This is a genomic window from Agriterribacter sp., from assembly GCF_035445465.1.
Lineage (GTDB): Bacteria > Bacteroidota > Bacteroidia > Chitinophagales > Chitinophagaceae > Agriterribacter.
Genome location: NZ_DAOMQT010000002.1, coordinates 118,999 through 145,787 on the forward strand (window position 1 = coordinate 118,999; position 26,789 = coordinate 145,787).

At 43.4% G+C, this 26,789-nt stretch carries 25 protein-coding genes; 13 read left to right on the plus strand and 12 right to left on the minus strand.

Annotated elements, in window-relative coordinates; genetic code table 11:
• The first annotated feature begins 13 nt into the window (after positions 1–13).
• Positions 14–1,051, plus strand: coding sequence for an NAD(P)H-dependent glycerol-3-phosphate dehydrogenase (locus PLE34_RS01670; protein WP_324553574.1), 1,038 nt, complete (start codon positions 14–16; stop codon positions 1,049–1,051).
• Between the two features lie 93 nt (positions 1,052–1,144).
• Here the strand turns inward: PLE34_RS01670 and PLE34_RS01675 are convergent, their stop codons facing one another.
• From PLE34_RS01675 to PLE34_RS01695, 5 genes are all read right to left on the minus strand, one after another.
• Complete coding sequence (locus PLE34_RS01675; protein WP_324553576.1) at positions 1,145–1,759, minus strand: HAD family hydrolase; 615 nt, start codon at positions 1,757–1,759, stop codon at positions 1,145–1,147.
• 141 nt (positions 1,760–1,900) lie between these two features.
• On the minus strand, positions 1,901–3,400 hold the full coding sequence (locus PLE34_RS01680; RefSeq protein ID WP_324553579.1) for a sulfatase family protein: 1,500 nt from the start codon (positions 3,398–3,400) through the stop codon (positions 1,901–1,903).
• A 48-nt stretch (positions 3,401–3,448) separates the two neighbouring features.
• On the minus strand, positions 3,449–4,984 hold the full coding sequence (gene zwf, locus PLE34_RS01685; protein WP_324553581.1) for a glucose-6-phosphate dehydrogenase: 1,536 nt from the start codon (positions 4,982–4,984) through the stop codon (positions 3,449–3,451).
• A 96-nt stretch (positions 4,985–5,080) separates the two neighbouring features.
• A complete protein-coding gene (gnd, locus tag PLE34_RS01690) occupies positions 5,081–6,493 on the minus strand; it encodes an NADP-dependent phosphogluconate dehydrogenase (RefSeq protein ID WP_324553583.1) in 1,413 nt (470 codons plus the stop codon).
• A gap of 232 nt (positions 6,494–6,725) precedes the next feature.
• The gene (locus PLE34_RS01695) at positions 6,726–8,324 is read right to left on the minus strand and encodes a hypothetical protein (protein ID WP_324553585.1); all 1,599 of its coding nucleotides are present in this window, start codon (positions 8,322–8,324) and stop codon (positions 6,726–6,728) included.
• A 605-nt stretch (positions 8,325–8,929) separates the two neighbouring features.
• Between PLE34_RS01695 and PLE34_RS01700 the strand changes: the two genes are divergently transcribed.
• The 12 genes from PLE34_RS01700 (at position 8,930) to rplL (ending at position 18,728) form a co-directional block, all read left to right on the plus strand.
• Positions 8,930–9,340, plus strand: coding sequence for a hypothetical protein (locus PLE34_RS01700; RefSeq protein ID WP_324553587.1), 411 nt, complete (start codon positions 8,930–8,932; stop codon positions 9,338–9,340).
• Positions 9,337–9,543 carry a helix-turn-helix transcriptional regulator gene (locus PLE34_RS01705; RefSeq protein WP_324553589.1) on the plus strand — a complete coding sequence of 69 codons (207 nt, stop codon included), beginning with the start codon at positions 9,337–9,339 and terminating at the stop codon, positions 9,541–9,543. Before PLE34_RS01700 ends, PLE34_RS01705 begins: the two co-directional genes overlap by 4 nt.
• Positions 9,544–9,585: 42 nt before the next feature.
• The gene (gene rlmD / locus PLE34_RS01710; RefSeq protein WP_324553591.1) at positions 9,586–11,016 is read left to right on the plus strand and encodes a 23S rRNA (uracil(1939)-C(5))-methyltransferase RlmD; all 1,431 of its coding nucleotides are present in this window, start codon (positions 9,586–9,588) and stop codon (positions 11,014–11,016) included.
• 84 nt (positions 11,017–11,100) lie between these two features.
• Positions 11,101–11,805 (plus strand): rhomboid family intramembrane serine protease, encoded by a 705-nt coding sequence (locus PLE34_RS01715; protein ID WP_324553593.1) that lies wholly within the window; start codon positions 11,101–11,103, stop codon positions 11,803–11,805.
• Positions 11,806–11,844: 39 nt separating this feature from the next.
• Positions 11,845–12,768: a rhomboid family intramembrane serine protease gene (locus PLE34_RS01720; protein WP_324553595.1), complete on the plus strand. Its 924-nt coding sequence runs from the start codon at positions 11,845–11,847 to the stop codon at positions 12,766–12,768.
• 13 nt (positions 12,769–12,781) lie between these two features.
• On the plus strand, positions 12,782–13,930 hold the full coding sequence (locus PLE34_RS01725) for an endonuclease/exonuclease/phosphatase family protein (RefSeq protein WP_324553597.1): 1,149 nt from the start codon (positions 12,782–12,784) through the stop codon (positions 13,928–13,930).
• Positions 13,931–14,022: 92 nt separating this feature from the next.
• Positions 14,023–15,525 (plus strand): cysteine--tRNA ligase, encoded by a 1,503-nt coding sequence (gene cysS, locus PLE34_RS01730; RefSeq protein WP_324553599.1) that lies wholly within the window; start codon positions 14,023–14,025, stop codon positions 15,523–15,525.
• Positions 15,526–15,536: 11 nt separating this feature from the next.
• Positions 15,537–16,145: a DNA-3-methyladenine glycosylase family protein gene (locus PLE34_RS01735; RefSeq protein WP_324553601.1), complete on the plus strand. Its 609-nt coding sequence runs from the start codon at positions 15,537–15,539 to the stop codon at positions 16,143–16,145.
• A gap of 225 nt (positions 16,146–16,370) precedes the next feature.
• Positions 16,371–16,814, plus strand: a complete 444-nt coding sequence (gene rplK / locus PLE34_RS01740) for a 50S ribosomal protein L11 (protein WP_324553603.1) — start codon at positions 16,371–16,373, stop codon at positions 16,812–16,814.
• Between the two features lie 28 nt (positions 16,815–16,842).
• Positions 16,843–17,535, plus strand: coding sequence for a 50S ribosomal protein L1 (gene rplA, locus PLE34_RS01745; RefSeq protein ID WP_324553605.1), 693 nt, complete (start codon positions 16,843–16,845; stop codon positions 17,533–17,535).
• Between the two features lie 28 nt (positions 17,536–17,563).
• Positions 17,564–18,091, plus strand: coding sequence for a 50S ribosomal protein L10 (gene rplJ / locus PLE34_RS01750; protein ID WP_324553607.1), 528 nt, complete (start codon positions 17,564–17,566; stop codon positions 18,089–18,091).
• 265 nt (positions 18,092–18,356) lie between these two features.
• Positions 18,357–18,728, plus strand: coding sequence for a 50S ribosomal protein L7/L12 (gene rplL / locus PLE34_RS01755; RefSeq protein ID WP_324553609.1), 372 nt, complete (start codon positions 18,357–18,359; stop codon positions 18,726–18,728).
• A 279-nt stretch (positions 18,729–19,007) separates the two neighbouring features.
• On the opposite strand, the gene PLE34_RS01760 is transcribed toward rplL, so the two are convergent.
• The 7 genes from PLE34_RS01760 to PLE34_RS01790 form a co-directional block, all read right to left on the minus strand.
• On the minus strand, positions 19,008–19,748 hold the full coding sequence (locus PLE34_RS01760; RefSeq protein WP_324553611.1) for a tyrosine-protein phosphatase: 741 nt from the start codon (positions 19,746–19,748) through the stop codon (positions 19,008–19,010).
• A 232-nt stretch (positions 19,749–19,980) separates the two neighbouring features.
• Complete coding sequence (locus PLE34_RS01765; RefSeq protein WP_324553613.1) at positions 19,981–21,135, minus strand: glycosyltransferase family protein; 1,155 nt, start codon at positions 21,133–21,135, stop codon at positions 19,981–19,983.
• The gene (locus PLE34_RS01770) at positions 21,108–22,166 is read right to left on the minus strand and encodes an NAD-dependent epimerase/dehydratase family protein (RefSeq protein ID WP_324553615.1); all 1,059 of its coding nucleotides are present in this window, start codon (positions 22,164–22,166) and stop codon (positions 21,108–21,110) included. Before PLE34_RS01770 ends, PLE34_RS01765 begins: the two co-directional genes overlap by 28 nt.
• Before the next feature lie 29 nt (positions 22,167–22,195).
• The gene (locus PLE34_RS01775) at positions 22,196–23,923 is read right to left on the minus strand and encodes a carbamoyltransferase family protein (protein WP_324553617.1); all 1,728 of its coding nucleotides are present in this window, start codon (positions 23,921–23,923) and stop codon (positions 22,196–22,198) included.
• 316 nt (positions 23,924–24,239) lie between these two features.
• Entirely contained in the window at positions 24,240–24,491 is a 252-nt protein-coding gene (locus tag PLE34_RS01780; protein ID WP_324553619.1) for a GIY-YIG nuclease family protein, read from the minus strand.
• A gap of 446 nt (positions 24,492–24,937) precedes the next feature.
• Positions 24,938–25,243, minus strand: coding sequence for a GIY-YIG nuclease family protein (locus PLE34_RS01785; RefSeq protein ID WP_324553620.1), 306 nt, complete (start codon positions 25,241–25,243; stop codon positions 24,938–24,940).
• Positions 25,244–25,580: 337 nt separating this feature from the next.
• Positions 25,581–26,720 (minus strand): glycosyltransferase family 4 protein, encoded by a 1,140-nt coding sequence (locus PLE34_RS01790; protein ID WP_324553622.1) that lies wholly within the window; start codon positions 26,718–26,720, stop codon positions 25,581–25,583.
• Between the last annotated feature and the right edge of the window lie 69 nt (positions 26,721–26,789).

The window sequence follows — 26,789 nt, forward strand, 5'->3', positions numbered from 1 at the left end:
TCAAACTTTTTTTATGCAGTTTGGTATTATCGGCAGCGGAAGCTGGGGAACAGCATTGGCAAAAATGCTTACAGACAACGGAGCGCACATTAACTGGTGTGTGCGCAATGAGGCTGTAGCAAAACATCTTGTGAAAAGGCTGCACAACCCCAACTACCTGCAATCCGTATCTTTCGATGCGGGCTTACTCTCCCTCTTTACCAATGCCCGGCAGGTTTTTGCCGCATCGGATCATATTGTTATTGTTACACCCTCTGCTTATGTAATACAGCAGTTTGCCGGCATTACGGCAAAAGAGCTGGCAGGAAAAAAAATCATTTCCGCTGTTAAAGGTATTTTACCGCAACAGAATATGCTGCTGAATGACTACCTGAAAAAAAGGTTCAATCTCGGCATTGACAATTATTTTACCATTATGGGGCCATGTCATGCCGAAGAAGTAGCAGCAGAACGATTATCCTATCTTACTTTTTCCGGAACAAAACAGGCGGCCACAAAAGCCATTGCCGGCTATTTTGCCACACCCTATATCAATACCATTATCAATCATGATATATATGGCGTGCAATATGCCGCCATACTTAAAAATATATATGCGGTGGCAGCAGGCATGGCGCACGGTATTGGATATGGGGATAATTTTTTAAGCGTGCTTATCGCCAACAGCGCCGATGAAATGGCCGGTTTTTTACGTAAAGCGGGTATACGGAATATAAAAGTAGGTGTACATACTGCGGCCAGTGCCCTTCATGCAAAAAAGTCGCCCAACTACGCCGCTTCCGTATACCTCGGCGATCTGCTGGTAACCTGCTATTCCCTCTTCAGCCGTAACCGTAATTTTGGAGCATTGGTCGGCAAGGGATATTCCGTTGTTTCCGCCCAAACCGACATGAAGATGGTGGCTGAAGGATATAACGCAGCGCGCAGCATTCACGAGATCAATAAAGAAATAGGCGCCGATATGCCCATCGCCGAAAACATTTACCAGGTATTATGGAAAAAGCTCTCCCCGCGTATTGCTTTTAAGTATATTGAAGACAGTCTGGTGTAAAAACGCCCTGGTTTGTGTCCCACAAACCAGCTTCCAACTTCCGTTTCGTGAAGACACGAAACGGGGCGGTTAAAGACAGCCTGTTGTAAAAAATTATAAATCAATATCAAGAATGGACGTACCCGGTTTGATATGTATTCCTTTTAAACCGGCAGCCTCCGCGCCTTCAATATTTAAAATGGAGTCGTCTATAAAAACCGTTTTTGAAGGATCAAGATTATTTTCCCTGATGATATGTTCATACGATTCCTTATCGGGCTTGCGCATACGGAGCAGGTGGGAGTAATAGGCTTTTTCAAAGTGATCGTCGAAAACATTTCCGTTAAATGCATCGGTATACATTTTTCTGAAAGTAATTAAATGCAGGGCATTGGTATTGCTGAAGAGAAATGACCGGTACTTATTTTTTAATTTGCTTAATAAGGCAATCCGTTCTTCCGGAAAATGACCCAGCATGGCGTTCCACGCCGCTACCAGTTCTTCATCCGTTAAAGGCAGTGCGGCCAAATTTCTCAGCGCCTCCAGGAATTCCGCATCCGATATACCGCCCACTTCATAATCCTTAAAAAAAGAAGAAACGTTACCGCTGCGGAAAAGCGTATTGTAATCTTTCACACCCAAAGCTGTAAAATGCTGTTCAGCGCGGGGCATATCCAAAGTAAGTATAACGCCGCCCAGGTCGAAGATCAGGTTTTCAATATTTTGCATGAGTTAAAAATACGGAGGATTTTATACTTTTACTAAATGTATAAACAGATGAACATTTGAGAGATGATGGCGTTACCATTATGCATGCCGAGGTAAAAATAGGCGACTACAAACTGTAAACACATAAACCATAAACTTTCCTCAATACGTTCCCCGGTATAAATTGTCGCCTTTTATTGGGGCGGCTTTTTTTAGCGGTATCTGCAACCCGCCGGTTTTATCCAACCAGTCAAACAATTCGGTTTTGAGCAACAAACCGGTTTTCCGGTATGCCGTATCGCGGATCAGGTTGTTCATTTCATAAGGATCATTTTTCAAATCATACAGTTCATTAATATCCCACACGCCATTATAGTAAATGTATTTGTACTGGTCTGTTCTTACAGCAAAAGTGGTAGGTGTTTGGGGGAAAGCCTGTTCCCAGTAATACTCATAAAACACTTTGTTGCGCTGCCAGGCTGTTGTTTGTTCTTTCAGTAAACCTGCAAAAGAATAGCCCTGCATCTGCGATGGCTTATCCACACCTGCCAGTTGCAGGAACGTGGGCGCGATATCTACGTTCATGATCACCTGCTCCAGTACCGATGAAGGTTTTACCATGCCGGGCGCCCATACCAGCATGGGAACCCGCATAGACTCTTCATACGCATGTCTTTTATCTATTAAGCCATGCTCGCCAAATGAAAAGCCGTTATCACCCATATACACCACCATGGTGTTTTGTTCCTGTCCGTTCTCCTTTACCCATTCCAATACTTTCTCAATACTATCATCCACAGCCTGCAGGGTTTCGAGGTAGCGCCTGTAGAAATCATCAAATACAATGGTACCATGGTACATATAATCCACGCCGTGCCAGCTATACCGCTGGTTACGCACCCATTGCGGGATATCGCGGTAATTTACTTTCGTTTGAGGAGCGGTAACGGTTCCGAAAACTTTGCTGCTATCCGTTACCGTCAGGTACATGGAAGGCGGGCAAACTACCGGGATACCGGCATACTTATTCTTATGTCTTTTAGCGGGATAAAATTCGGCGTGCACGCCTTTGTGCGACAGGTATAGAAAAAAGGGCTTGCTTTTACTGGTCTTATCTAACCAGCTAATGGCATAATCCGTTAGCAGGTCGGTAGTGTAGGCGCTGTCGGTAAACTTTACCGCTTTACCGTTAATATTAAATACAGGATTATAATATACGCCCTGGTCGCGGAAACTGATCCAGTAATCGAAACCCGGCTGGGGATTATCACTGTTGGTAGCTCCTATGTGCCATTTCCCCAGGAACGCCGTTTGATAGCCTTTCTGCTGCAGGTACTGCGGAAAAAATCTGAGATTGGCAGGCAATGGGGAATTGTTGTCTACAACGGTATGGGTATGCGCATACTGGCCGGTTAATATAGATGCCCTGCTGGGAGAACATAAGGCCGTAGAAACAAATGCATTCTTTATATGCATGCCTTCCCTGGCCATGCGATCCATACCCGGCGTTTGCAGCCCCGGCATTCTGTTCATAAACCCCATGGCATCGTAGCGATGGTCATCTGCCAGTATAAAAATGATGTTCATGGGCTTTTGCTTTCCCGTTTGCGGGAATGCCCATTTAGCAACAGTTACCAGCAATAACAGCAGTAAAACACGCATGTCGTTCTTTTTAGTGAGGTGTTTCGGATTTAGAGTTTCGGGTTTCTGTTACTCCTCATGCAGCGGTGGCAGCGTTACCCAGTTAAACCCGTCCCTGGCAATCAGCGCTTCCGCATCTTCCGGTCCCCAGGAATCGGGGGCGTAATTAGGGAAATCAACCGGCGGGCGGGCCTCCCATGTTTCTAATATCGGCATAATGATCTTCCATGCGGCTTCCACCTGGTCTACCCGCATAAATAAAGTGGCATTGCCTTCCATTACATCTAATAAAAGCGTTTCATAAGCCTCGGGTTCGTGCTCGTCATAAGCTTCATCGTAGTTGAAGATCATATCCACAGGGCTCAGGGTCATATTCTGTCCCGGCCGTTTGGCCTGGAAGCGGATACGGATATCCATTTCGGGTTGTATGCTAATAGTGAGCCTGTTCGGCCGCCACGTATTTGCAGCTTCAGGCGGAAAAGCAAAATTGGGTGCCGGGCGGAACTGCAGGGTTATAATAGTGCTTTTGTTATGCATGCGCTTGCCCGTACGAACATAAAAAGGAACATCCTGCCAGCGCCAGTTATCAATATAAAATTTTAAGGCGGCAAAGGTTTCCACACCCGACTGCGGAGCTACATTTTTCTCCTGCCGGTAGCCTGCCACCTTCTCACCCTTCATCCATCCTTCGCCATATTGGCCTCTTGCCGCATAATCCTGCACACTGGCATGATCTATTTTACGAATGGCATTCAGCACATCCACTTTTTTATTACGGATCTCATTGGCATCAAAGGAAACCGGCGCTTCCATCGCTATCATGCACATCAGTTGCAGCATGTGGTTTTGCACCATATCGCGCAGGGCGCCCGATTTTTCATAGTAGGCGCCCCTGGTTTCGGCTCCCACGGTTTCGGCAGCAGTGATCTGCACATTTTCAATATAGTTGCGGTTCCATATTGGTTCAAACAGGGCGTTGGCAAAACGCAGGGCCAAAATATTCTGTACCGTTTCCTTACCCAGGTAATGATCAATACGGAATATCTGGTCTTCATCAAACATGGTGCTCAGCAAATGGTTCAGTTCCCTCGCGCTTTGCAGGTTGTGACCAAAAGGCTTTTCAATAACAATACGGGTACATTTGGTATCGGCGCAAATATTCAATGGACCCAGTTTGGCGGTAATGTCGGGTACCAGCTGGGGCGCTACGGCCAGGTAAAAAATAACATTCGGATGTTCGCCGAAAGCCGCTTCTCTTTCTTTAACGATATCGGATATTTTAGCGTATGCCGCTTCGTCTTCGGCATCCATTTGCAGGTAGCTGATATGCTGCGCAAAACTTTGCCAGTCGCCGTTTTCCTCCCCTTTGCGGCGGGAGAATTTTTTAATGCCTTCCAGCAAATGTGTCCGGTATTTTTCATCGCTGTATTCACTTCTTCCAATACCCACGATGCCAAATTTTTCGGGCATCCATTCATCCAGGAACAGGTTATATAATGCCGGGGTAAGCTTACGGAGGTTGAGGTCGCCGCTTCCTCCAAAAATAAAGATCAGCGAAGAAGGCGGACGCTTATGGTTTTGCGTACCTGAAATAGTTGATTGCATGTAATTGTAATATGAATAACAGCTTAACAATAAATAAAAAACACCTGAGCCCGGAAGCAGGGATTGCGCTTCTTTATCTTTTTAAACACCGGTGCACTATTGCCAGTTAGAATGAAATATCCCTTCTTCGTCAATACGCTGATAGGTATGAGCGCCAAAAAAATCGCGCTGAGCCTGTATCAGGTTGGTAGGCATTACAGCACTGCGGTAGGCATCAAAGTAACCTAAGGATACCGCCAGCGCGGAAACAGGAACACCAGCCTGCACAGCCATACCAATAAACTTACGGGTATTGTCTGTTCTGCTTTTCAGCAAGGCCGAAATATGACTATCTAATAAAATATTAGAAAGTTCCGGATTACCCGCATAAGCCCGGTAAAATACTTCCAGCAAAGTAGAGCGGATGATACAACCACCCCTCCATATTTTTACTACCTCCGGAAGCGGGATTTCCATATCATATTCTTTAGACGCCACAAATAACAGCGCCAGCCCCTGGGCATAGCTGATCATGGTTCCAAAAAACAGCGCTTCCCTTGCCTGCTGAATAATGTCTTCTTTAGATACCCCCGTTATTTTAATGCCGGAAGGATATACGGCAGCGGCGGTTACCCTTTCGTGTTTGAGCGCAGAAAGATTACGCATACTCACGGCAATGTCAATGGTAGGAATGGCTATGCCCAGGTCCATTGCGTCCTGCGAAGTCCATTTACCTGTTCCTTTGGAACCTGCCTTATCCAAAACCACATCTACCAGGCGCTTACCGGTTTTATTGTCATTCTTCAAAAATATGTCACGCGTTATTTCTACCAGGAAAGACTGGAGTTCGCCATCGTTCCATTGCTTAAATACTTCATGCAGCTCATCATTGCTCAACCCATAGCCACGGTGCAGCACATCATATACTTCGCTTATGAGCTGCATAATACCGTATTCAATGCCGTTGTGCACCATTTTTACATAATGGCCTGCGGCGCCTTTGCCCAGGTGCGCCACGCAGGGCTCACCGTTCACCTTGGCCGAAACAGCTTCCAGCATAGGTTTTACATGCTCGTAGGCTTCCGGGTCGCCACCGGGCATAATGCTGGGCCCTCTTCTCGCCCCTTCTTCACCTCCCGAAACACCCATTCCCATAAAATGAAACCCTTTTTCCTGCATATACTGTACGCGGCGCAGGGTATCGGTATAATGCGAGTTGCCGCCATCAATTACAATATCGCCTTTATCGAGCAGGGGGATCAGCTCATTAAGCACATCGTCTACCGGTTTGCCGGCCTGTACCAGCAGCGTTATCCTCCGGGGCGATTTAAGCGCCTCTACCATTACTTTAAGATCGGAGGTACCCTTTACGGTAGTACCCGGAACAATTTCGCTCTCTAATTCCGTAACCTTTTGCGGGCTCCTGTTGTATCCTATTACCGCAAAGCCGTGATCAGCCATATTTAATAACAGGTTGCGTCCCATAACGCCTAACCCAATCAATCCAAAATCGAATAATTGATTTGCCATTGTAGTTTGAATAAAAATGAAAAGGATGGCAAATTTAGGTTATTTCATCTGTTTATCTTCCCGGAGTTAATAATTTGAGATTTGCAGGTATCGGCGATCGGGTAAGAGTGGGGTGAGTAGCTACTAACGACAGGCTGAATCTTTCTTCCCTCACCTTTCACCAATCCGTTAATTACAGCTTTGTTCACTTTTATTCAATAGCTGCCCGGTATTGCCTTTAAGCCCCGTTCCTCTACACCGTGTGGAGCGGGATAGCGGGTGCGGTTTTATGCGTTTTAACCGCGCTGCGGTGGCTTTTCAAATGTTTTTCATGAATGATGGCGGCAAGCGGTTTGCCATATACTTTGCTTTCCACCCAGGAAATAACATCGAGATAAGCAAAAGCCCGGGTTTCAAAACGATTTTTTTCGAGGTGCTTGATTTTATACAGGAATTTTTCCAGTTCGGGTTTTAACCGGCGTGGTGAAACATGGAAAGAACTGCGCAGGAAGCGGAACATTTCCTCTTCCACAACGGTAAGGTTTTTCATCTTGGCCATAAATCGGTAAACCGATTTTATAAGCGATTCAATGATCTCATCATTACCCAGTTCATAGTGCGCCATCAGGTGCATCAGCCGGGCATAGCATTGAAGGTCATTGCGCAGGTCAAGCGGGCCATTAATGATCTTTTGCAGGTAATCAATCGCTTTTTCATATTGTTCCGCCCCAAAATACAGGGTGGCAATTTTGTAGTTAAACACCAGTATGCGGTGCCGGTCTACATAAAGCGCATACTCTTTAAGGTTAGCCTCTATTTCAGGGATCAATGCCAGTCCTTCTTTAAAAGTACCTGTCATAAGGTGCCAGTTCACCCGGGCAACATTAATGTAGATAGAAGTATGAATGCGGAAATTGTCGTGATGCCTGGCAACCGGTGTTTTGGCAAATGTTTCAAACCGGCGCAACGTGCCCTGGAACTTCCTGTAATTGCGCAGGTCAAAATGAGCGTTCAGCAAATTGTGCATGCCTTTTATGAAGTGTCCCATTTCCACAGCGATCATGGCGGGATGCGCTTCAAATAAGTCCATCCATTTTTCGCTGTACCGGTAATACATTAAAAAGTCCTGCCGTATAAAGGCATACCAGCAATAGCTCTGGTACAGGTAAAGATTTTCATAAAAGCCGTTAATCGTATGAATGGCAGGTGGGATATTACTTTTAAAAAACGCTTTGATATCCTTTTCATCTTCCACATTACGGGCATGTCCAAACTTAACATACCAGCGGTATAGTAGTAATGCCAGGTTCGACAAACGGGTTACCCTGTCAATATGCGCGCTGATCTCAAGTGCTTCGTGGGTAAGGTCTTCCGTTTTCTCAAGCGTGCTGCGGGTAATATGCAGCGTCTCTATTTTCTTTTCCAGCGAAATAACCTGTGCCAGGAAATTGAATTTCTGGTTGGTTTTGGCCAGTTCCTTGGCCTTTTCCAATATTCTGAGACTTTGTATTTTTAAGCCCTTGTTATAGAGCAAACGGGCATGGTCGAGGTGTTCACTCAGTTGAAGATCAGTATTTTCGGTGGTTTTAAGCAGGCGCAGGCTCGATAAAAGCTGTTTATATAAGTGTGTTTTTAAATTAGCCAACTGCGGTTTGGTAACGCCTTTCAGCTTAGCGAGCAACTGCTTTTCATCGTACTCGTTCAGCTTCTCCAAAGCGTCAAACAGTTGAATGATCTTCAGGTCTTCTTTACCCGAGCTTCTTTTTATATATAGCTTGAAATGTCTTTTTTCAGACTTTTCGAGTGATCGAACCAATTGAAATAAAGCATCTGTAAAACTGTTGGGCATCATAATAAAAATTTCCTGAAATGCAGTTCCACAAAGGGTTTTGCATTACCATACCCCTTTTTGGCATGATAAAATTACGAACAACTTGTTTTGCAGGGCAATAATTCGTGTGTTACTTTTACATCAGCAAGTGAGAAAAGAAGAAAAAGCAAGCAATCGTGAAGCAAGAATCCGGCAAGTGTTAGAGGCATCCAAATGAAAGCAGCAAACTGCAATCATTTACAGAACAAGACTTATTAAGAATTTTCATATGGCAAGCAATCGTTAGAGGTCATCTGTTTCTACAGAAGACCTTTTTTTTATTTCAGCACCAAATCTACAGTATTTTTTCTTTGAAAATTAATTTTTCTTTAACTATTAATTTTTCGCCGATCCGTTGGCAATCTCCCGTTTAAACGAATGCACACTTCCTTTTACTTTCTCAGCATTTTTTTATCCTTCCTGTAAAGCATAACCGGTTAACAACCAAAGCAAAATACATTAAAATCCTGTCCAAACCACCACCATTATCTTATTTGCATAAAATGTTCACCTTTATTTAAGAGGTAAAATAAATTTTGTGAAAATGTAAGCTATACATTACATTTGGTAATGTAAAAGTTACTTTTATGAAGCACAATCCTTTTCCTTACTCCTATTGGACAAAAATTTTAGGGATATTGATCATTATTGCAGGAGTGATCAGCTTTTTCCGGCAGTATCATAAAAAGGGAATTTTCGATATAAATGAATTAGCCATCGGACTTAGCTGGGGACTTGTCTTTATCTTTTTTTCCAAAGAAAGAACAGATGACGAAATGATACATGGGCTCAAATTTAAAGCATTAACATGGGCTATTATTGTAGCGTTTTCTATTACTGAGCTCTATAATTACCTTTTCCTGAATTGGCGTTTTAAACGGGGGCATGATATAATCCTTTCTGTTTCAGCTTATCAGTTTTTGGCTCTAACGCTCATTATCGCCATAATAAGCTTTCATTACTTAAAGCACAAGGCAACGTTAAATGACGCGGAATGAAGAATCTTATAAAAGTTGAGCGGGCAAGGCAAAATATGACACAGGCAGAATTGGCTGAAAAAGTGAAAGTTGCCCGGCAAACCATCATTGCAATTGAAGCAGGAAGGTTTGTTCCTTCTGCCACGTTAGCCTTTAAAATTGCCACAATACTTAATTGTAAAGCAGACGGGATATTCGAACTTGAAGAGAAGGATTGGCTGTAGGTTTAGACGCAGCATGACACACAACGCTTACTTTTGCTGTTTATGAGCAGAAAAAAAGTTAAAAACCAGGTGCTGGAGCAGGTGCTGGTGGAGGATTATGCGGCGGAAGGTAAATCCCTGAGCAGGGTTAACGGGAAAGTTATTTTTATTGAGGGAGCAGTTCCCGGCGATGTGGTGGATGTATTACTGGGAAAGAATAAAAAGGACTGGGCGGAAGGGAAAGCTATTCGTATACATACATTGTCTGCCAGCAGAACCCAACCATTTTGCAGTCATTTTGGGGTTTGCGGTGGTTGCAAATGGCAGATGCTGCCTTATGAAAAGCAATTGGAATATAAGCAAAATGAAGTGGAGCAAAACCTGCGCAGGCTGGGGCATATTAGCTTACCCCCGCTAATGCCTATCCTGGGCTGCGACAGAACGGTACGGTACCGTAATAAATTAGAATTCACGTTTAGCAATCACAGGTATAAAACATGGGATGAAATACAAAAGGATCCCTTACCATTACAACCCCGCAGCGAAAGAAAAGAAGACCCGGCGCTTGGCTTCCATGTACCACGTATTTTTGATAAGGTTATTGATATTACTACCTGCCACCTGATGGAAGAACCCGCCAACCTTATCAAAAACACCGTGCGTGATTTTTCCATGCAGCAGGGCTACCCGTTTTATGATATCCGGCAACATACCGGATGGCTGCGTAACCTTATTATCCGCGTATGCACAACAGGCGAAGTAATGGTAAATATTTGTTTGGCCTACGACGAAAAAGCGGAGCGGAAAAAGCTGCTGAACCATCTTTTGGAGCAGGCGCCTTCCATAACTACATTGCTGTATACCATCAATTCAAAGAAAAACGATAGCATATACGACCTGGCGCCCCAAATATATTACGGCAAGGGATATATTACGGAACGTTTGGAAGATCTTCAGTTCAAAATAAGCCCAAAGTCTTTTTTTCAAACCAACAGCAGGCAGGGCGAAAAGTTGTACCAGGTAACCCGCAATTTTGCTGAACTAACCGGTAACCAAACCGTATACGACCTGTATTGCGGCACGGGCAGCATTGGTATTTTTGTAAGCAGGCTGGCAAAAAAAGTAATAGGGGTGGAACTGATACCCGAAGCCATAACTGATGCTAAGGAAAATGCCTTATTAAATGGCATTGATCATGCCGTTTTTTTTGCAGGCGATGTGATTGATGTATGCAATGATACTTTCATTGCGCAGCAGGGTAAACCTGATGTAATTATTACCGACCCCCCGCGGGCCGGCATGCATGAAAAATTAGTACGGAAAATATTAGAAATGGAGGCCCCCCTGGTAGTATACGTAAGTTGCAACAGCGCCACGCAGGCCAGGGATCTGCAATTGCTTAATGAAAAATACGAGGTAACGAAAGTGCAGCCCGTAGATATGTTTCCGCACACCCACCATATTGAAAATGTGGTACAGCTAAAACTAAAATAATGTTATTGTGGCGGCGATAAAAAAACCACATTGCGGTTTATTATCCCGCTTAGTTTATTTTCGCACCTAATCAATTGAATCATTATGACAGAATTTCGCCCGGGTGGATTCCAGGTATTGCCGGTAGTTGTGAAAAATTTACTGATCATCAATGGGTTGGTATTTTTAGCACAGGTAACTTTTGAGCAAACCGGAATGGGCTCATTGGAAAACCTTTTTGCCCTGCATGATGTGCATTCTGTATACTTTCGCCCTCACCAGCTGGTCACCCACCTTTTCATGCATGGAAGCCTGGGACATATTTTCTTTAATATGTTTGCTTTATGGATGTTTGGCAATGTTTTGGAAAATTACTGGGGCGCTAAAAGATTTCTCATTTTTTATATTGCATGCGGATTGGGGGCGGGGATATTGCATTTGGGTGTTTTATACTATGAGAATGTTCCCATCATGCAACTTTTTCATTCTTTACCCGCGCTTCAGCAGGAGGAACTTTTATATTCCCCCAATTTCAAAGTAAATACTCCAACGGTAGGGGCTTCGGGCGCCGTTTTCGGTTGTCTTGCCGCTTTTGGATATCTTTTCCCCAACAGCCTTATTTACCTGTATTTTTTTATACCTATCAAGGCCAAATGGTTTGTATTGATGTATGCCGCCATGGAGTTCTTTATGGGCGTACGTAATTCGGCCGGCGATAATGTAGCTCACTGGGCACATTTGGGCGGCGCTCTGGTAGGCTTTTTGCTGGTATTATACTGGAATAAAACAAAGCGCAGCAGATTTTATTAGTAATTTTGCCGTGTTAAGCTGAAGTGTAAATTTTTAAGTATGGGGGTGCTTGAGCAAACAAAAACGAGGAAGGTTTTTTTTGGCGCCGATAACGACGCGCTGGTACGGATCATTATCATTAATATACTGGTTACCGCTATTCTTTTCCTTATCCGGTCGGTTTACCAGCTTTCGGATATTGATCTTACCCGGTTTCAGAATGATATAGCAGCCTGGTTTGTATTGCCTGCCGGCGCGGGCAAATTGCTTACCCGCCCGTGGACATTACTTACTTTCATGTTTTCCCATATTGATATATGGAGCCTTATTGCCAATATGCTTTGGTTATGGGCTTTCGGGTTCATTATTCAGAGTTTATTGGGTAGCAGAAGGTTAGCACCCCTGTATATTTACGGCGGGCTGGCAGGAGCCATAGTATATATTTTGTGCAGTAATTTCCTTCCTTCGCTGGCTCCTCATGCTTCCGCAATGACCTTGTCGGGCGCCAATGCCTGTGTTATGGCCATTGCCGTAGCAGCTACAGTGGCCGCTCCCGGGTATCGCTTCTTTCCCATGCTCAATGGAGGTATTCCATTATGGGTATTAACGGTGATTTACGCGGCAATCAGTTTTGCGGGAACTTCTTTTAATAACCCGGCTGCTTACGGCGGAGAGTTGGCAGGAGCGGCAACTGGCTTTTTATTTGTGAAGCGTTTAAATAAAGGCTATGACCCCGGAAGCTGGATGAATAGGCTATACGACTGGTTTTTTGATTTATTTAACCCGGATAAAGCGCCTGATCCGGATTCGGCCCGCCGCCGTATTTTTTATGATACCCATGGCAAGCCACCATATAAAAAGAAACCCAACTTAAACCAGGAACGCATTGATGAAATTTTAGACAAGATCAACAGAACCGGCTATCATAGCCTTTCGCATGACGAAAAAGATATTTTACACCGGGCAGGCGAAGAAGATCTATAATTAACTTTACTGCATGGTCCGCACATTCATCAGGCGTTTTTTACTTATTGTTTATCTGGTTGTTGTTGTTGTTTTCTTAACCGCCTGCCTCTCGCCTTTTTTGAATCCTGCTACCTGGTGGTTTTTTGGATTCCTGGGACTGGCTTTCCCCTATCTCCTTATTATATTGCTTGTTTTTTTAGCGGTATGGATTTTTGCCCGGTCGCGCTGGAGCTGGCTCGCCATTATTGCCTTACTGTTAGGGTGGAAGAATATTGCATCGGTTTTCGCATTCCATCCTTTTAGTTCCTTTGATAAAGAAAAAAAGGCAGCAGGCACTTTGCGGATCATGACCTGGAATATCAAAAGTTTTTTTCCTCCGGAGGATATTAAAAATAGAAAAACGCGGATTGCCCACCGTGAAAGTATATTTGGTGTTATACGCGATTACGACCCGGATATTATTGCCATTCAGGAGTTTTATGGCATAGAAAGCGTTAAATGGTTTAATAATCTCACTTATCTTAGGGAGATGGGATACCGGTATTATTATTTCCCGGGAGATTTTGAAAGATATAGAGACAATTACAGCGGTACAGCTATTTTTTCAAAATACCCTATTGTATATTCTGCAAGAACAAATATGCCCCAGAACGGGGAAGATAAGGTGGAAAGCCTGCTAAAGGCGGACATTATATATAATGCCGATACCATAAGCGTTTTTACCGCTCATTTGCAATCCTACCGGTTTATGCCGGAGGATTATAGCGATCTTTCAAAGATCAGGAACGACCCCAATGAAAGAATTGACGCCTCAAAAAACATTGTCCGGAAAATGCGCGTTGCTTTTAAGAAGCGGGGAGTGCAAACCGATATTATACGGAGGCAATTAGATGAAAGCGCATATCCTGAGATTTTTTGTGGCGACTTAAACGATGTGCCCAATTCCTATGCTTACTTTTCTGTAAAAAATAATAAAAGAGACGCTTTTATTGCCGGAGGATTTGGTTTTGGACAAACCTTCTACAACTTTTCATCCAATTTTATGCGCCGCCTTCCTACCCTCCGGATAGACTATATTTTTACCGATCCCCGTTTTACCATTAAGCAGTGTACCCGGGTGCCTGTAATATTGTCGGACCATATACCCGTGGTTGCAGATATTCAACTGAACGCCAAATAGCTGCTTGCGGCCGTGTTTAACACGGGGTTTATCAACCGGAATATTTATTCCGTTTATATTTGCAATAAACATATACAACATTAAACAGCGGTATGGCAGAACTGAAGGTTTATAATTCATTGAGCAGGCAAAAAGAAGTGTTTACGCCCATTACGCCGGGCCACGTGGGTATGTATGTATGCGGCCCTACGGTTTACAGCGATGTGCACTTAGGCAACTGCCGTACTTTTATTTCCTTTGATATCATATACCGTTATTTAAAATACCTCGGGTATAAAGTAAGGTATGTACGCAATATAACCGATGCAGGACACCTGGAGGGCGACAGGGATGAAGGTGATGACAAATTCTCAAAAAAAGCCCGGCTGGAAAAGCTGGAACCTATGGAAATTGTTCAGAAATATACCCTGGGCTTTCATAAGGTGATGGAACTGTTCAACAACCTTCCTCCTACCATTGAGCCTACGGCAACCGGTCATATTTCAGAACAAATTGAAATGGTAAAGCATATCCTCAAAAACGGCTATGCTTATGAGGTAGATGGTACCGTTTACTTCGACGTGGAGAAATACGACAAGGAAAAACCCTATGGCATTCTTACCAACAGGAAGCTGGAAGATTTGCTGGAAGGTACCCGCGACCTCAGCGGGCAGGATGAAAAGAAGGGACGGCTGGATTTTGCATTATGGATAAAAGCAAAACCGGAACATTTAATGCAATGGCCCTCTCCCTGGGGCATGGGCTTCCCTGGCTGGCATATAGAATGTTCGGCAATGAGTGAAAAATATCTGGGAAAACAATTTGATATTCATGGCGGCGGAATGGACCTGGCGGCAACGCATCATACCAACGAAATTGCACAATCGCAGGCCTGCTATAATGTAAGTCCTGCTCATTACTGGATACATACCAATATGCTCACCGTTAATGGTGCGCGCATGAGTAAAAGCGCGGGCAATGGCTTTTTACCGGAACAATTATTCACAGGCGATCATCCATTGCTCGAGAAAGCCTATTCACCCATGACGGTACGCTTTTTTATGCTGCAAACGCATTACCGGAGTACGCTCGATTTCAGTAATGAAGCTTTGCAGGCCGCTGAAAAAGGATTGAAAAGATTATGGGAAGCATATGAAAATCTTGAACATTTGCAGCAGCAGGCATCGGGCCTTCAGGAAACGGCATCAGACAGTGAAACGGACAGCCGCTGCCGCGGGCTGATCACGGAGTTTGATATTTCCATGAGCGATGATTTTAATACGGCAAAAGTGCTGGCTAATATGTTTGAATTAGTTCCCGTTATCAATTCTTTTAAGGGCGGGCAAATTCCGTTAAACAGCATCAGCCGGTTTACATTTGAATTGCTGCAAAAGCAGTTTACCACCTATTTAACGGATGTTTTTGGATTGAAGGATGATAAGGCCACCAGTAACAAACACTTAGACGGGGTGTTACAGTTGCTGATACAGATCAGGAAGGAAGCAAGAGCGAGAAAGGATTTCGCAACCTCCGACAAAATACGCAACGAGCTGCAACAGCAGGGCATTATATTAAAAGATGAGAAAGACGGAAATGTAAGCTGGAATATCATTTAAAGGGCTTACCCATGCATTATGTGGCACATCTTTGTAACGACAAACAACTGAAAAGCCTGCTCCAATGGCAAAAGCCACTTCAGTTAAAGAAAAGGAGGGATATTTATCTTTACCTCTGCGCTTCTATTATGAGCCAGCAGCTTTCGGTTAAAGTAGCTGATATTATTTACAAACGTTTTCTTAACCTGTATGGGGGCGCCAGGCCCAGCACCCTGCAGATAAGCCAAACGCCATTTGAAGTTTTACGCTCCATTGGCCTGTCGGCTGCCAAAACCAGCTATGTGCTGAACGTAGCCGCATTTGCTATGGAGCAGGGAATAACCGCCCGCAAGCTGAACCTAATGGATGACGAAGAAGTGATTGCTTATATTACACAAATAAAAGGTGTGGGCAGGTGGACAGCGGAAATGCTGCTGATGTTTGCACTTGGGCGGGAAGATGTTTTTTCGGCCGATGACCTGGGCATACAAACAGCTATGCGGCATTTGTATACGCTGGACAATACGGATAAAAAAGATTTCAGGCGGCAGATATTAAGCATATCACAAAAATGGGCGCCTTACCGCAGCTACGCCTGTATGCATTTATGGGCATGGAAAGATGTAAAAGGGGAAAGGTAAGAACCAGCCATCCCCGTCCGAAACGTTCATCCGGGCGAACGGCAGGCTGGTATGCCGGTTTGAAAATGGGGGCGGGCCACAGGGTGCAGGAATACAAGGCGCCAGGAACCTGCTCATTTAATTTTGCCAAATAATATATTCCCGGTATCTTTGCCGCCCCAAAAAGTTCTTTTTGTTTGGGAGTGGCGCCGAAAGCGTCACGTTAACACCAAAAAATGTAAAAAAATGGCAAAAGAAATTACCGGATATGTAAAGCTGCAGGTAAAAGGCGGGCAGGCTAATCCTGCGCCACCTGTAGGTCCAGCGTTGGGTTCCAAGGGTATCAATATCATGGAATTCTGTAAGCAGTTCAATGCGCGTACGCAGGATAAAATGGGTAAAGTGCTCCCCGTATTGATTACGGTGTATTCCGACAAGTCTTTCGAGTTTATCATTAAAACTCCCCCCGCATCCGTTCAGTTATTGGAAGCTGCCAAAGTGCAAAAAGGTTCTAAAGAACCTAACCGCAACAAAGTAGGTAAAGTAAACTGGGACCAGGTTGAATTGATCGCTAAAGATAAAATGGCCGACCTGAATTGCTTTACTACGGAAAGCGCCATGCGCCTGGTTGCCGGCACGGCACGCAGCATGGGTATTACTGTTGATGGTAAAGCCCCATGGGAAAATTAAATCTTCACTTTCCAAAAACTGAAAGAAAATGGCAATCAGTAAAAAAAGAAAAGCTTCGGAAGCTAAAATAGATAAAAATAAGGCGTATTCACTGAAGGAGGCTTCCGCTCTTGTTAAGGAAGTGAATACAACAAAATTCGACAGCTCGGTTGATATCCACCTCCGCCTGGGCGTTGATCCTAAAAAAGCGGATCAGGCCATCCGGGGTACGGTTACCTTACCACACGGAACAGGTAAAACAAAAAGAGTACTGGTACTTTGTACACCCGATAAAGAAGAAGCCGCGAGAGCTGCAGGCGCCGATTATGTGGGACTAGATGAATTTGTAACCAAAATTGAAGGCGGCTGGGTTGATGTGGATGTAATTGTGGCTACTCCCGCTGTAATGCCCAAAATTGGTAAGCTGGGTAAAATATTGGGTCCCCGCAACCTGATGCCTAACCCCAAAACAGGAACCGTTACCAATGATGTAGCTGCAGCTGTAAATGAAGTAAAAGGTGGTAAAATAGCATTTAAGGTGGATAAAGCCGGTATTATTCATGCATCCGTGGGACGCGTAAGTTTTGCTCCCGAAAAGATCGTGGAAAACAGCCAGGAATTCATCAATGCCATCATTAAGGCAAAGCCGTCAACCGCTAAAGGCACCTACCTCAAAAGCGCGTACATGGCCAGCACCATGAGCCCCGGCATTGCTATTGACACCAAATCATTTGTGAACTAATGCTTTTACAGCACAAAAATCTTTTTGTATGACCAAACAGGAAAAAAACGAAGTGATTGAATTGCTGAAAGGCAAGTTCTCTCAATACAATAATTTTTACGTTACCGATACCGAATCTTTGTCAGTAGCACAGGTAGTTAACCTGCGCCGCGCCTGCTTCGACAAGCAGGTGGAAATGAAAGTAGCAAAGAATACCCTTATCAAAAAGGCGCTGGAGTCTTTAGATAATGAAAGATTTGCGGGGGTGTATGATTCATTAAATAATGTAACCGCTTTGCTGTTTTCAGAAAACGCCAAAGAGCCGGCATTGATCATCAGCTCATTTCGTAAAGCAAACAACGGTAAAAAGCCTGAGCTTAAAGCGGCTTTTATTGATGGTGATGTGTTTGCGGGCGACGACCAGTTACAAACGTTAACTGCGCTCAAGAGCAAAAATGATCTTATCGGTGAAATCATCGGACTGTTACAGTCGCCTGCCAAAAATGTGATGAGCGCATTAAACGCCGGTAACAAATTAGCAGGGCTGATAAAGGCTTTGGAAGAAAGAGCGAATTAATTTGAAAATTTGAAAATATGGCAATGTGCTAATGGGCTACCCAGGTCAAGTTGCTATATTTTTCTGAAATTCAAGGAAAGAAGAGAGTAAATTAATGAATGTGGCAATTTGAAAATGACTTTCTTTATTGCGAATTACATTTTCAAATTTTCAAATTGCAATATTTTCAAATTACTTATCCCCGGCCTGGGGGATAATATACAACAAGTTTTTTTAATAACTCCGCCGGAGCACAGGCAATGAAGGCGGAAAAAATTTGATAACAATGGCAGATTTAAAAGCATTTGCTGATCAGTTGGTAAACTTATCAGTAAAAGAAGTAAACGAATTAGCAAAGATCCTGAAAGACGAGTATGGTATTGAGCCCGCTGCTGCTGCAGTGGCCGTAGCTGCTGGTCCTGCTGCTGCACCCGCCGCGGAAGAAAAAACAGCGTTCAACGTAATATTGAAAGCTGCAGGAGCTAACAAATTAGGCGTGGTAAAGATCGTTAAAGACCTTACCGGCTTAGGGCTGAAAGAAGCGAAAGACTTAGTTGACGGCGCTCCCAAACCTATTAAGGAAGGTGTTGCCAAAGCTGAAGCCGATGAAGTTGCAGCCAAGCTGAAAGAAGCTGGCGCTGAAGTAGAAATTGCTTAATTGCTTTACAGCACAAATACATTGAAGTCATCCCGGCAACGGGGTGACTTTTTTTGTGATCGTTGGCTACAGGCTTTCAGCTATCAGCCATCGGCTATCAGTTGGTAAACTATTAAATGACAAGCAGAAGTACGCTTTGTGTGCACTTCCCTGCTCATGGATGACCGCTGAATGCTGGTAGCTTCCACCTGAATTCAAATTTATTTTTGGTTCCCTGCACCCTGCACCCTGTACCCTGTACCCTGTACCCTGCAACATGAAACCTGTAACCCGTCACCGTCATAACTGGTTATTAAGGAGCGGCAACGCTGCGGCAATTTCATTTACTTTTTGATATACTTCCGGGCTTTGCAAATGCGCAAGGTGCCTGTGATGATGAAGGTCGGTACCTAAAAGCTCAATGTACCTGAGTTTAAAAAGCCACGCTGCTATTTGGGCTACGGTCTTGCCGTAATAGCCACTTAGGGAAAGAATATTTACCTGGAATAAACAACCGGCATTTCTCAATTCCTCATATTTTTCCGGCTTTTGATGAAAATAAACGTATCGTTCCGGATGGGCCAGTATAGGTTTGTAACCCTTCATCTGGAGGTTGAATAACTTCTCTTTGTAGTCGAGCGGCGCGCTGGCAAATGAAAACTCCACCAGCACCAGGTTATCTTTTATCGTGAGCAGCGGTTCATCTTTCTGCAGCAGGCTGTCAAAATGATCATCTAAAAAATATTCCGCCGCGGCCTGCAACTCCATTTTGATATTCCTTTTTTCCAGTTCCGCTTTCAGCTTTTCGTATCCCCGCATGATGATCTGCCGGTTATTGGGGTACAGGTCAAACATGAGGTGAGGGGTAGTGATCAGCTTTTCATACCCCGCATCGCGCAGCCCTTCAATGAGTTGTATAGAAGTATCCATATCCGGCGATCCATCGTCTATGCCGGGTATAAGATGCGAATGCATATCGCATTTCAGTACACTGAGGTTACCACTGAAAGCAGGCGGCTTTTTTTTGAAGAGGGAAAACATGGAACAGGAGATTTTAAATTTGATATTTGATATCTGTCACGGCAAACAGGGTTGAGATTGGGAAAGTACGCGATAAGCGCATTGGTGACCTTTAGGGTGTGACTTCACTTCGCTGCTGCTTTCTCATTTTCAGTAGCCACAACTATAGCTATTTTATTTGAGGGCTGAGCCTGGGTTTTGGTTCAAATTGAATAGTTGAATTCTGAAGTTTGAAAAAATAGTACCTGATGCATCATTGTTGTGCGAACTCCGCAATACACCCGAATGCCTTTTGTTTAATTGTTTCCATTTGTAGTGAAAGCTTATCTGCCTCTATCTTTTTTTGCTGAATTTCATCATTTGTCAGCTCACACAAAAAATTCTTTATTTGTGATCTCATCTTATCAGATTCTTCTATAAACCATGCGGCCTTTTGAAGATAACTCCAATTATCATTTTCCTTGTTCCCACAAAACAGGAGTACCCCCCCTTCACACACTGCGCTGATGGCTTTAGATGGGACACATATATGATTCCATTCTGGTAAAAGGGTTACCAGATGAACATCAATATATTTTAAATGGTTGCGTTGAACATGCTCTGTAACAATTACGCCAGTCTTATTTTTAGCTACAGACACGACATCACCGGCTTTTGAACCATATACCGAAAGCACCAGCGAATATTTATTTGCATCTAATAATTCTATAATAGTCAATAAGAAGTTTTTAGAATGGGCTTCACCAAGATTACCACAGTACCCTAAAATGATTTTATTATCATTTTTCCAGTTGGGCATTGATGTTACTTTAGTAGTATTGATACCGCTTTTTTTAATGCCACATGGAAGGATTGTATTTGGTACTGCAATGCGGTAGTTACGTAGAATAAATTCTAATTGAAGTTCGCCCAGGGCAATAATATAATGTGGAGGGCTTTTCTGCATTATTTTTTTATATACTCTATATAATAAGTTACGATGAGATATTAACTTCCCTGCCGCAAACGCTTCGGGGTAAATATCCATTGACCAATAAGCCCATTTTTTTTTCTTGAGCAGCAATGCACTCCATAAAATCAAAAAGGGAGGATCTGTCATTATAATCAGCAATCCTTCCCCTTTCTGTTTTGCTTTTCTGATTAATCTGTAGCTTTCCACAAAGCTTGCGAAAAGCCGGATCAGTTTACGTTTGCCATTATAGATACTTTTAACCGATATAAGCTCTCCTGCAGGATCTGTGTATTTTTCACCTCCCGCATATCCGCCATCCGTATGTATAATTTTAACTTGAAAACCATTGTCCTGTAACCATACAGCAAGTTCATTGGCCGATTCTCCTGTAATACCCCGATTGGGGGGATAATTTTTATTAACAATGGTTATTTTTTGCTGTTTCGGCTGATCCATGATTGATAAATCTCTGTAAAAGTGGTGTTAAGATCTTTAGTGATAGCCCAACCGGGGTAATGCGACCTCATCTTACGCAAATCACTATAATAACAAATATGATCCCCGCTACGATTATTTTTATCGTACCTGTACTTCATTGGTTTACCGGAAATACCCGAGATCAATTCAAAAGCTTCAAGCAATGAACAGGTATTTTCTTTTCCACCACCAATGTTATATACTTCGGCAATTCTGGGTGCTTCAATAAACGCGTTAATAAAATTGGCAACATCATAAGAATGGATATTATCTCTAACCTGTTTCCCTTTATAGCCAAAAATCGTATATTCTTTCTCTTCCAGATTACAGCGTATCAGGTAACTCAAAAAGCCATGTAGTTCCACTCCCGTATGATTTGGTCCAGTTAAACATCCTCCCCTTAAACAGGCTGTTGGCATATTAAAATACCGTCCATACTCTTGTACGCACACATCAGCTGCTACCTTTGATGCACCGAACAGTGAATGTTTAGAATGATCTATCCGAAAAGTTTCGGGTATGCCATTCCGATAAGTATTGTCAGCATAGTCCCATCTTGAATCTAATTCAACCATTGGTATTTCATTTGGAGCATCACCATAAACTTTATTAGTAGACATATGTACAAATGGAACAGATGTAGAATGCTGGCGGGTTGCCTCTAACAAATTGAAAGTACCCACTGCATTAGTATCAAAATCATCAAACGGAATGTTGGCTGCCTTGTCGTGACTGGGTTGAGCGGCCGTATGTATGATTGCATCGGGAGCGATATCTTTAACCAGTTTTAAAATTCCTTCACGATTACGGATATCCATTTCATGGTGACGAAAATTTTTGAGTGTGGTTTGCAGCCGCTTCTGGTTCCACCTCGTATCTCCTTGTTCACCAAAAAAAACGGCCCGTTGGTTGTTATCCAATCCGTAAATCTCCCAACCTTTATTTGCAAAATACATACACACTTCTGAACCAATTAACCCAGAAGAACCTGTAATAAGAATTTTTTTCATATTGTAGTTATAAAATATAAAGTATATCGTTATTTTCGTTCTATCACGCAATTTTCCAGTACCAGCATATCCATCTGTGTTCTTAAAAAGCAATCCAATGCTTCCGCAGGCGTATTAACTATGGGTTCATTTTCATTGAAAGAAGTGTTCAGCAAAATGGGAACGCCGGTTTTTTTTCTGAACGCGTCTATCAGCCCGTAATAGCGGGGAGAAATATTTTTGTCTACCGTCTGCAACCGGCCTGTACCATCTACATGTGTTACCGCGGGTATTTCCGCCTGCTTTTCTTTTTTTATAGGAAATACCTTTTCCATAAAAGGCACTTCATCTTTTTTTGTAAAATAGTCGCCTGTATATTCTTTCAGGATAGAAGGCGCGAACGGACGAAAACTTTCCCGTCTTTTGATTTTTAAGTTCAACAGATCTTTCGCTTTGGAGTTTCTGGGATCAGCAATAATAGACCGTGCGCCCAAAGCTCTTGGACCAAACTCGGCTCTTCCGTTAAACCAACCTACCACGCCGGGTTCTATCAGCTTTTCCGTAACAATATCAAATAACGCTTCATCGGCCAATCGCTTATATACAATGCCTCTTGACTGAAGAAAGCTTTCAATTTCTTCATTCGAAAATTTACTACCCGTATAAGCAGACCATACGGGCTTTGCTCTTGGTTGTTCAAGAACATGATTATAGAGATATAAAGCCGAGCCCATGGAAATACCCGCATCGTGCCCGGCAGAAGGGATATATACGTTTTCAAAACCAGTGGCTTCCGCAACCTTACCATTGGCAACCGAATTTTGCGCCACCCCTCCGGCGATGCATACATTCTTCATACCTGTTCTTTCTTTCAATTTTTTCAGGATATGAAAGATCAGTTCTTCCGTAACCCGTTGTACGGAAGTGGCGATATCTTTATGATATTGTGTGAGTTCTTCTTCTTTCTTCCGGGGCGCGCCAAATTCTTCAATAAATTTATCAGAAAACAGATTGCCCACATAAGGCATGTTATTTTCGTACTTAAACCCTGCCTTTGTAGGCGGTACAAAATATTCCTGGTTCCAGGTATATAAGCCATTGGGTAAAAAGCGGAGCACTTTTTTTACTTTGTCTGTATACTTAGCTTCTCCGTAAGGAGCCAGCCCCATTACTTTATATTCATCGCCGTAATGGGGGAAACCTAAAAATTGCGTGAAAGCTGTATAAAACAACCCGCAGGAAACGGGAAAATCCACACTATCCAAAACTTCAATTTTATTTCCCCGGCCGATACCGATCATTGTGGTGGTAAAGTCGCCAGAACCATCTATGGAAAGAAGGGCGGCTTCTTCAAACGGCGAGGCAAAAAAAGCCGAAGCCAGGTGGCTGCGGTGATGCTCTATATTTTTGATCTTATGTTTAAGGCTGCTGTAGTTGGCCGATGGATCAATTTTTGTGAATTCATCTTCTAAGCCGGACACCTGCTGTGCATTTTTGTACCGGCTAAAAGCTCCGGCGATCAGCGAAGGATTGGAAAGGAGATAGCCTACTTTATTCATTAGTTTAGCTTTGGCATTCCTGCCAATAGTGATATAATCTAATTCATTTAATGAAATACCTGCTTCGCGCAAACAAAATTGAATGGCCTGTACCGGAAAGCCAGCCCAGTGCTTTACCCTTGTAAAGCGTTCCTCTTCCGTAGCCGCTATCATTTCACCATCTTTAAAAATAGCTGCTGATGAATCGGCATGATAGGCATTAATTCCTAAAATATACATCTGTACTAAAGCTTTTATTATTTATTGTATTTGCTGACATCTATGCTTATTCCCTCAATATTTAGGTAATGTGGCAAAGATAATGGCAATCTCCTCATCCCTATCGCCATTGCGAGGAGCATTCGAATTTATAATGTTAACTGAATTACTGTGCGACGAAGCAATCTCCTAATACCGAAGACAAATCAATATCCTTTAAACCGGCTTACTACTCCGCTTCGCTGCAATGGGCTTGCTTCGGCGTGGACGGAACTCCAAAGTTCCAACATCTGCTTACGCCTCGCAAGGACGTTGTTATAATGGGCATTTTGATATATCACCACTCCTTTATATCTTCCCACAAATCCTTCCAACCGGGATTCATGCTTTCAATTATTTTAATTTTATTTTCCCGACTTCCTCCTTTAATTCTTTTCTCCTCTTCAATTGCTTCCATTATGGTTGGAAAGAAAAAATAATAAACAAGTTTGTCAGCATTATACCTGGCTGAAAAGCTTTTCGGGTGCTTTTTTTCTTTGTGTTCCTTTATTCTTGCTGCCAGGTTACTTGTTACGCCTGCATACAGCACAGTGTGGTGCTGTTAAGTTATGATATAAATGAAGCCGCCTTTTACAAACGTCATTACGAGACCCTAAAGGGATTTGAATGCTGCGTAATACTTTTAAGGGTCGAAGTAATCCCCTGATTCGGAGGAGGATTATATATTGATGGTTTATCGTTGCTTCGAATTTAGAATTTTTGACTTCGGATTTTACCCTATTACTCCGCTTCGCTACATGGGGCTTGCGCCCTCCCGTCATTGCGAGGAAGCAACCGGATGAATAATATTACTCCAAATATTATCTGACGAAGCAATCTCCTGATGGTAGAGACGGGTTATATTTTTTTCAACTGGCTTACTGCTCCGCTTCGCTACAGGGAGATTGCCTGCCTGCCGGCAGGCAGGCTTCAGCGTGTATAATTCTTCAAACTTCGAACATCCTTTTACGCTTCGCAAAGACGGGCCGTTTATTGTCACCACTCTTTTATCTCCTCCCATAAATCTTTCCAACCCAAATTTATACTTTCGATTAATCTTATTTTGTTTTCTCTGCTACCTCCCTTAATTCGCTTTTCTTCTTCAATTGCCGCCTCAATAGCTTCAAAGAATGCATAGTAAACCAATTTGTTGATGTTGTATCTCGCTGAGAAACTTTTGGGGTATGCTTTCTCCCGGTGTTCCTGAATCCTTGCTACCAGGTTACTTGTTACACCTGTATACAGCACAGTGTGGTGCTGGTTAGTTATGATATAAATGAAGCCGCCTTTTACAAACGTCATTACGAGACCCTAAAGGGATTTGAATGCTGCGTAATACTTTTAAAGGTCGAAGTAATCTTCCAATGGCGGAGACAGATTATATTTTTTAAATCGGCTTACTACTCCGCTTCGCTACAAGGGGCTTGCGCTCTCACGTCATTGCGAGGAAGCAACCGGATGAATAATGTTGCCCCAAATACTATCTGACGAAGCAATCTCCTGATGGCGGAGGCAGATTATATTTCTTTGAATGGGCCTACTGCTCCGCTTCGCTACAGGGAGATTGCTTCGGCGTGTATAATTCTTTTAATATCCAGCAACCGTTTCCGCTTCGCAAAGACGGGTCACTTATGGGCCGTTAACTGAATAACTCCTTATACTTTTCCTTCAGGTTCGAACTTTCCATAAAGTTCCTGGCATACTGCCATGCCCCCGCGCTCCACTGCTGAAAGGCTTCATCATCCATGCCGGCCACTTCCTGTAGCACGCGCACAAACTCCTTTTCATTGCTTAAGGGCAGATCCCAGCCGGCATGCTGTTCCTGCAAGCTGCGCCAGGGTGTTTGATCACTGATGAGCACCGGCCTACCCGCACTCAGTGCCTCAAAAATGGCATGACCGAAATTTTCACCGAGGGTGGGTAATACAAAAAGATGGTGCGCATTGATCAGTTCTTCAATCTCCTGATGCGGAACATCCTGCCGTAGTTCAACCGCGATAGGTTGAGGCAAACTTTCTATTATTTCCCTGCATTTTAACCAATATCCTTCATCTTCAATAGTAGCTACAATAGTTAACATTACGCTACCCGCAACGAGGTGCAGGCAACGCAATAAAAAAGCCAGGTTTTTTATAGGATGTACCCTGCCTGTAAAGATTATTTTCAGTGATCCGCTTTCTTTATATATAGGCTGCAAATCTTTTTGCATTGGGGGGAAATTGCTGATCTGTTTTGTAGGAACCGCCTCTCCAAACAAATTTTTAATATCGGCTTCTTCCGTGGAATCGGTAGCGTGGAAAACAATCCTGCCGGGTATATTAAGCAGCTTTAATAATTGAAAAAAAAATTTCTTCTTTCCAGGTTTGTATTGTACCGCTGTTGATTTCAACATGCCCCTTGGCGCCAGTATCACTTTAGCTGTAATAAGGCCAAAACGTTTCATCAGCAGCGGATAAATAGTAAAATACTTCGAATACATATTGTTCAGGTAAATATAATCCGGCTTAATATCCCGTACATGCACCAGAATGCTTTCCCAGTTCAGCGCGCCGGGAGATGCATAAAAGAGCTGAACACCATCTTTTTCTATCCAGCGGTTGGTTTCAATTTGCAGATACGCCTGCTTATCACCAAGGTCCCTGTCGCCGGTGAAAATATATATGGCATAATCCTCCTTCATGTACGCGGCGAAGTTCACGCAGGAACGGATGGGGCCGCCGGCCTTGAAACCGGGTTCGTACCAGTCGGTGAAGACCATTATTTTGGGTTGAACGGACATAGCATATTCTTAATAAACAGCGCAGCACTCCCGGCACGCACCTGAAGCGGTGCTTGCTTTGTAATAAAC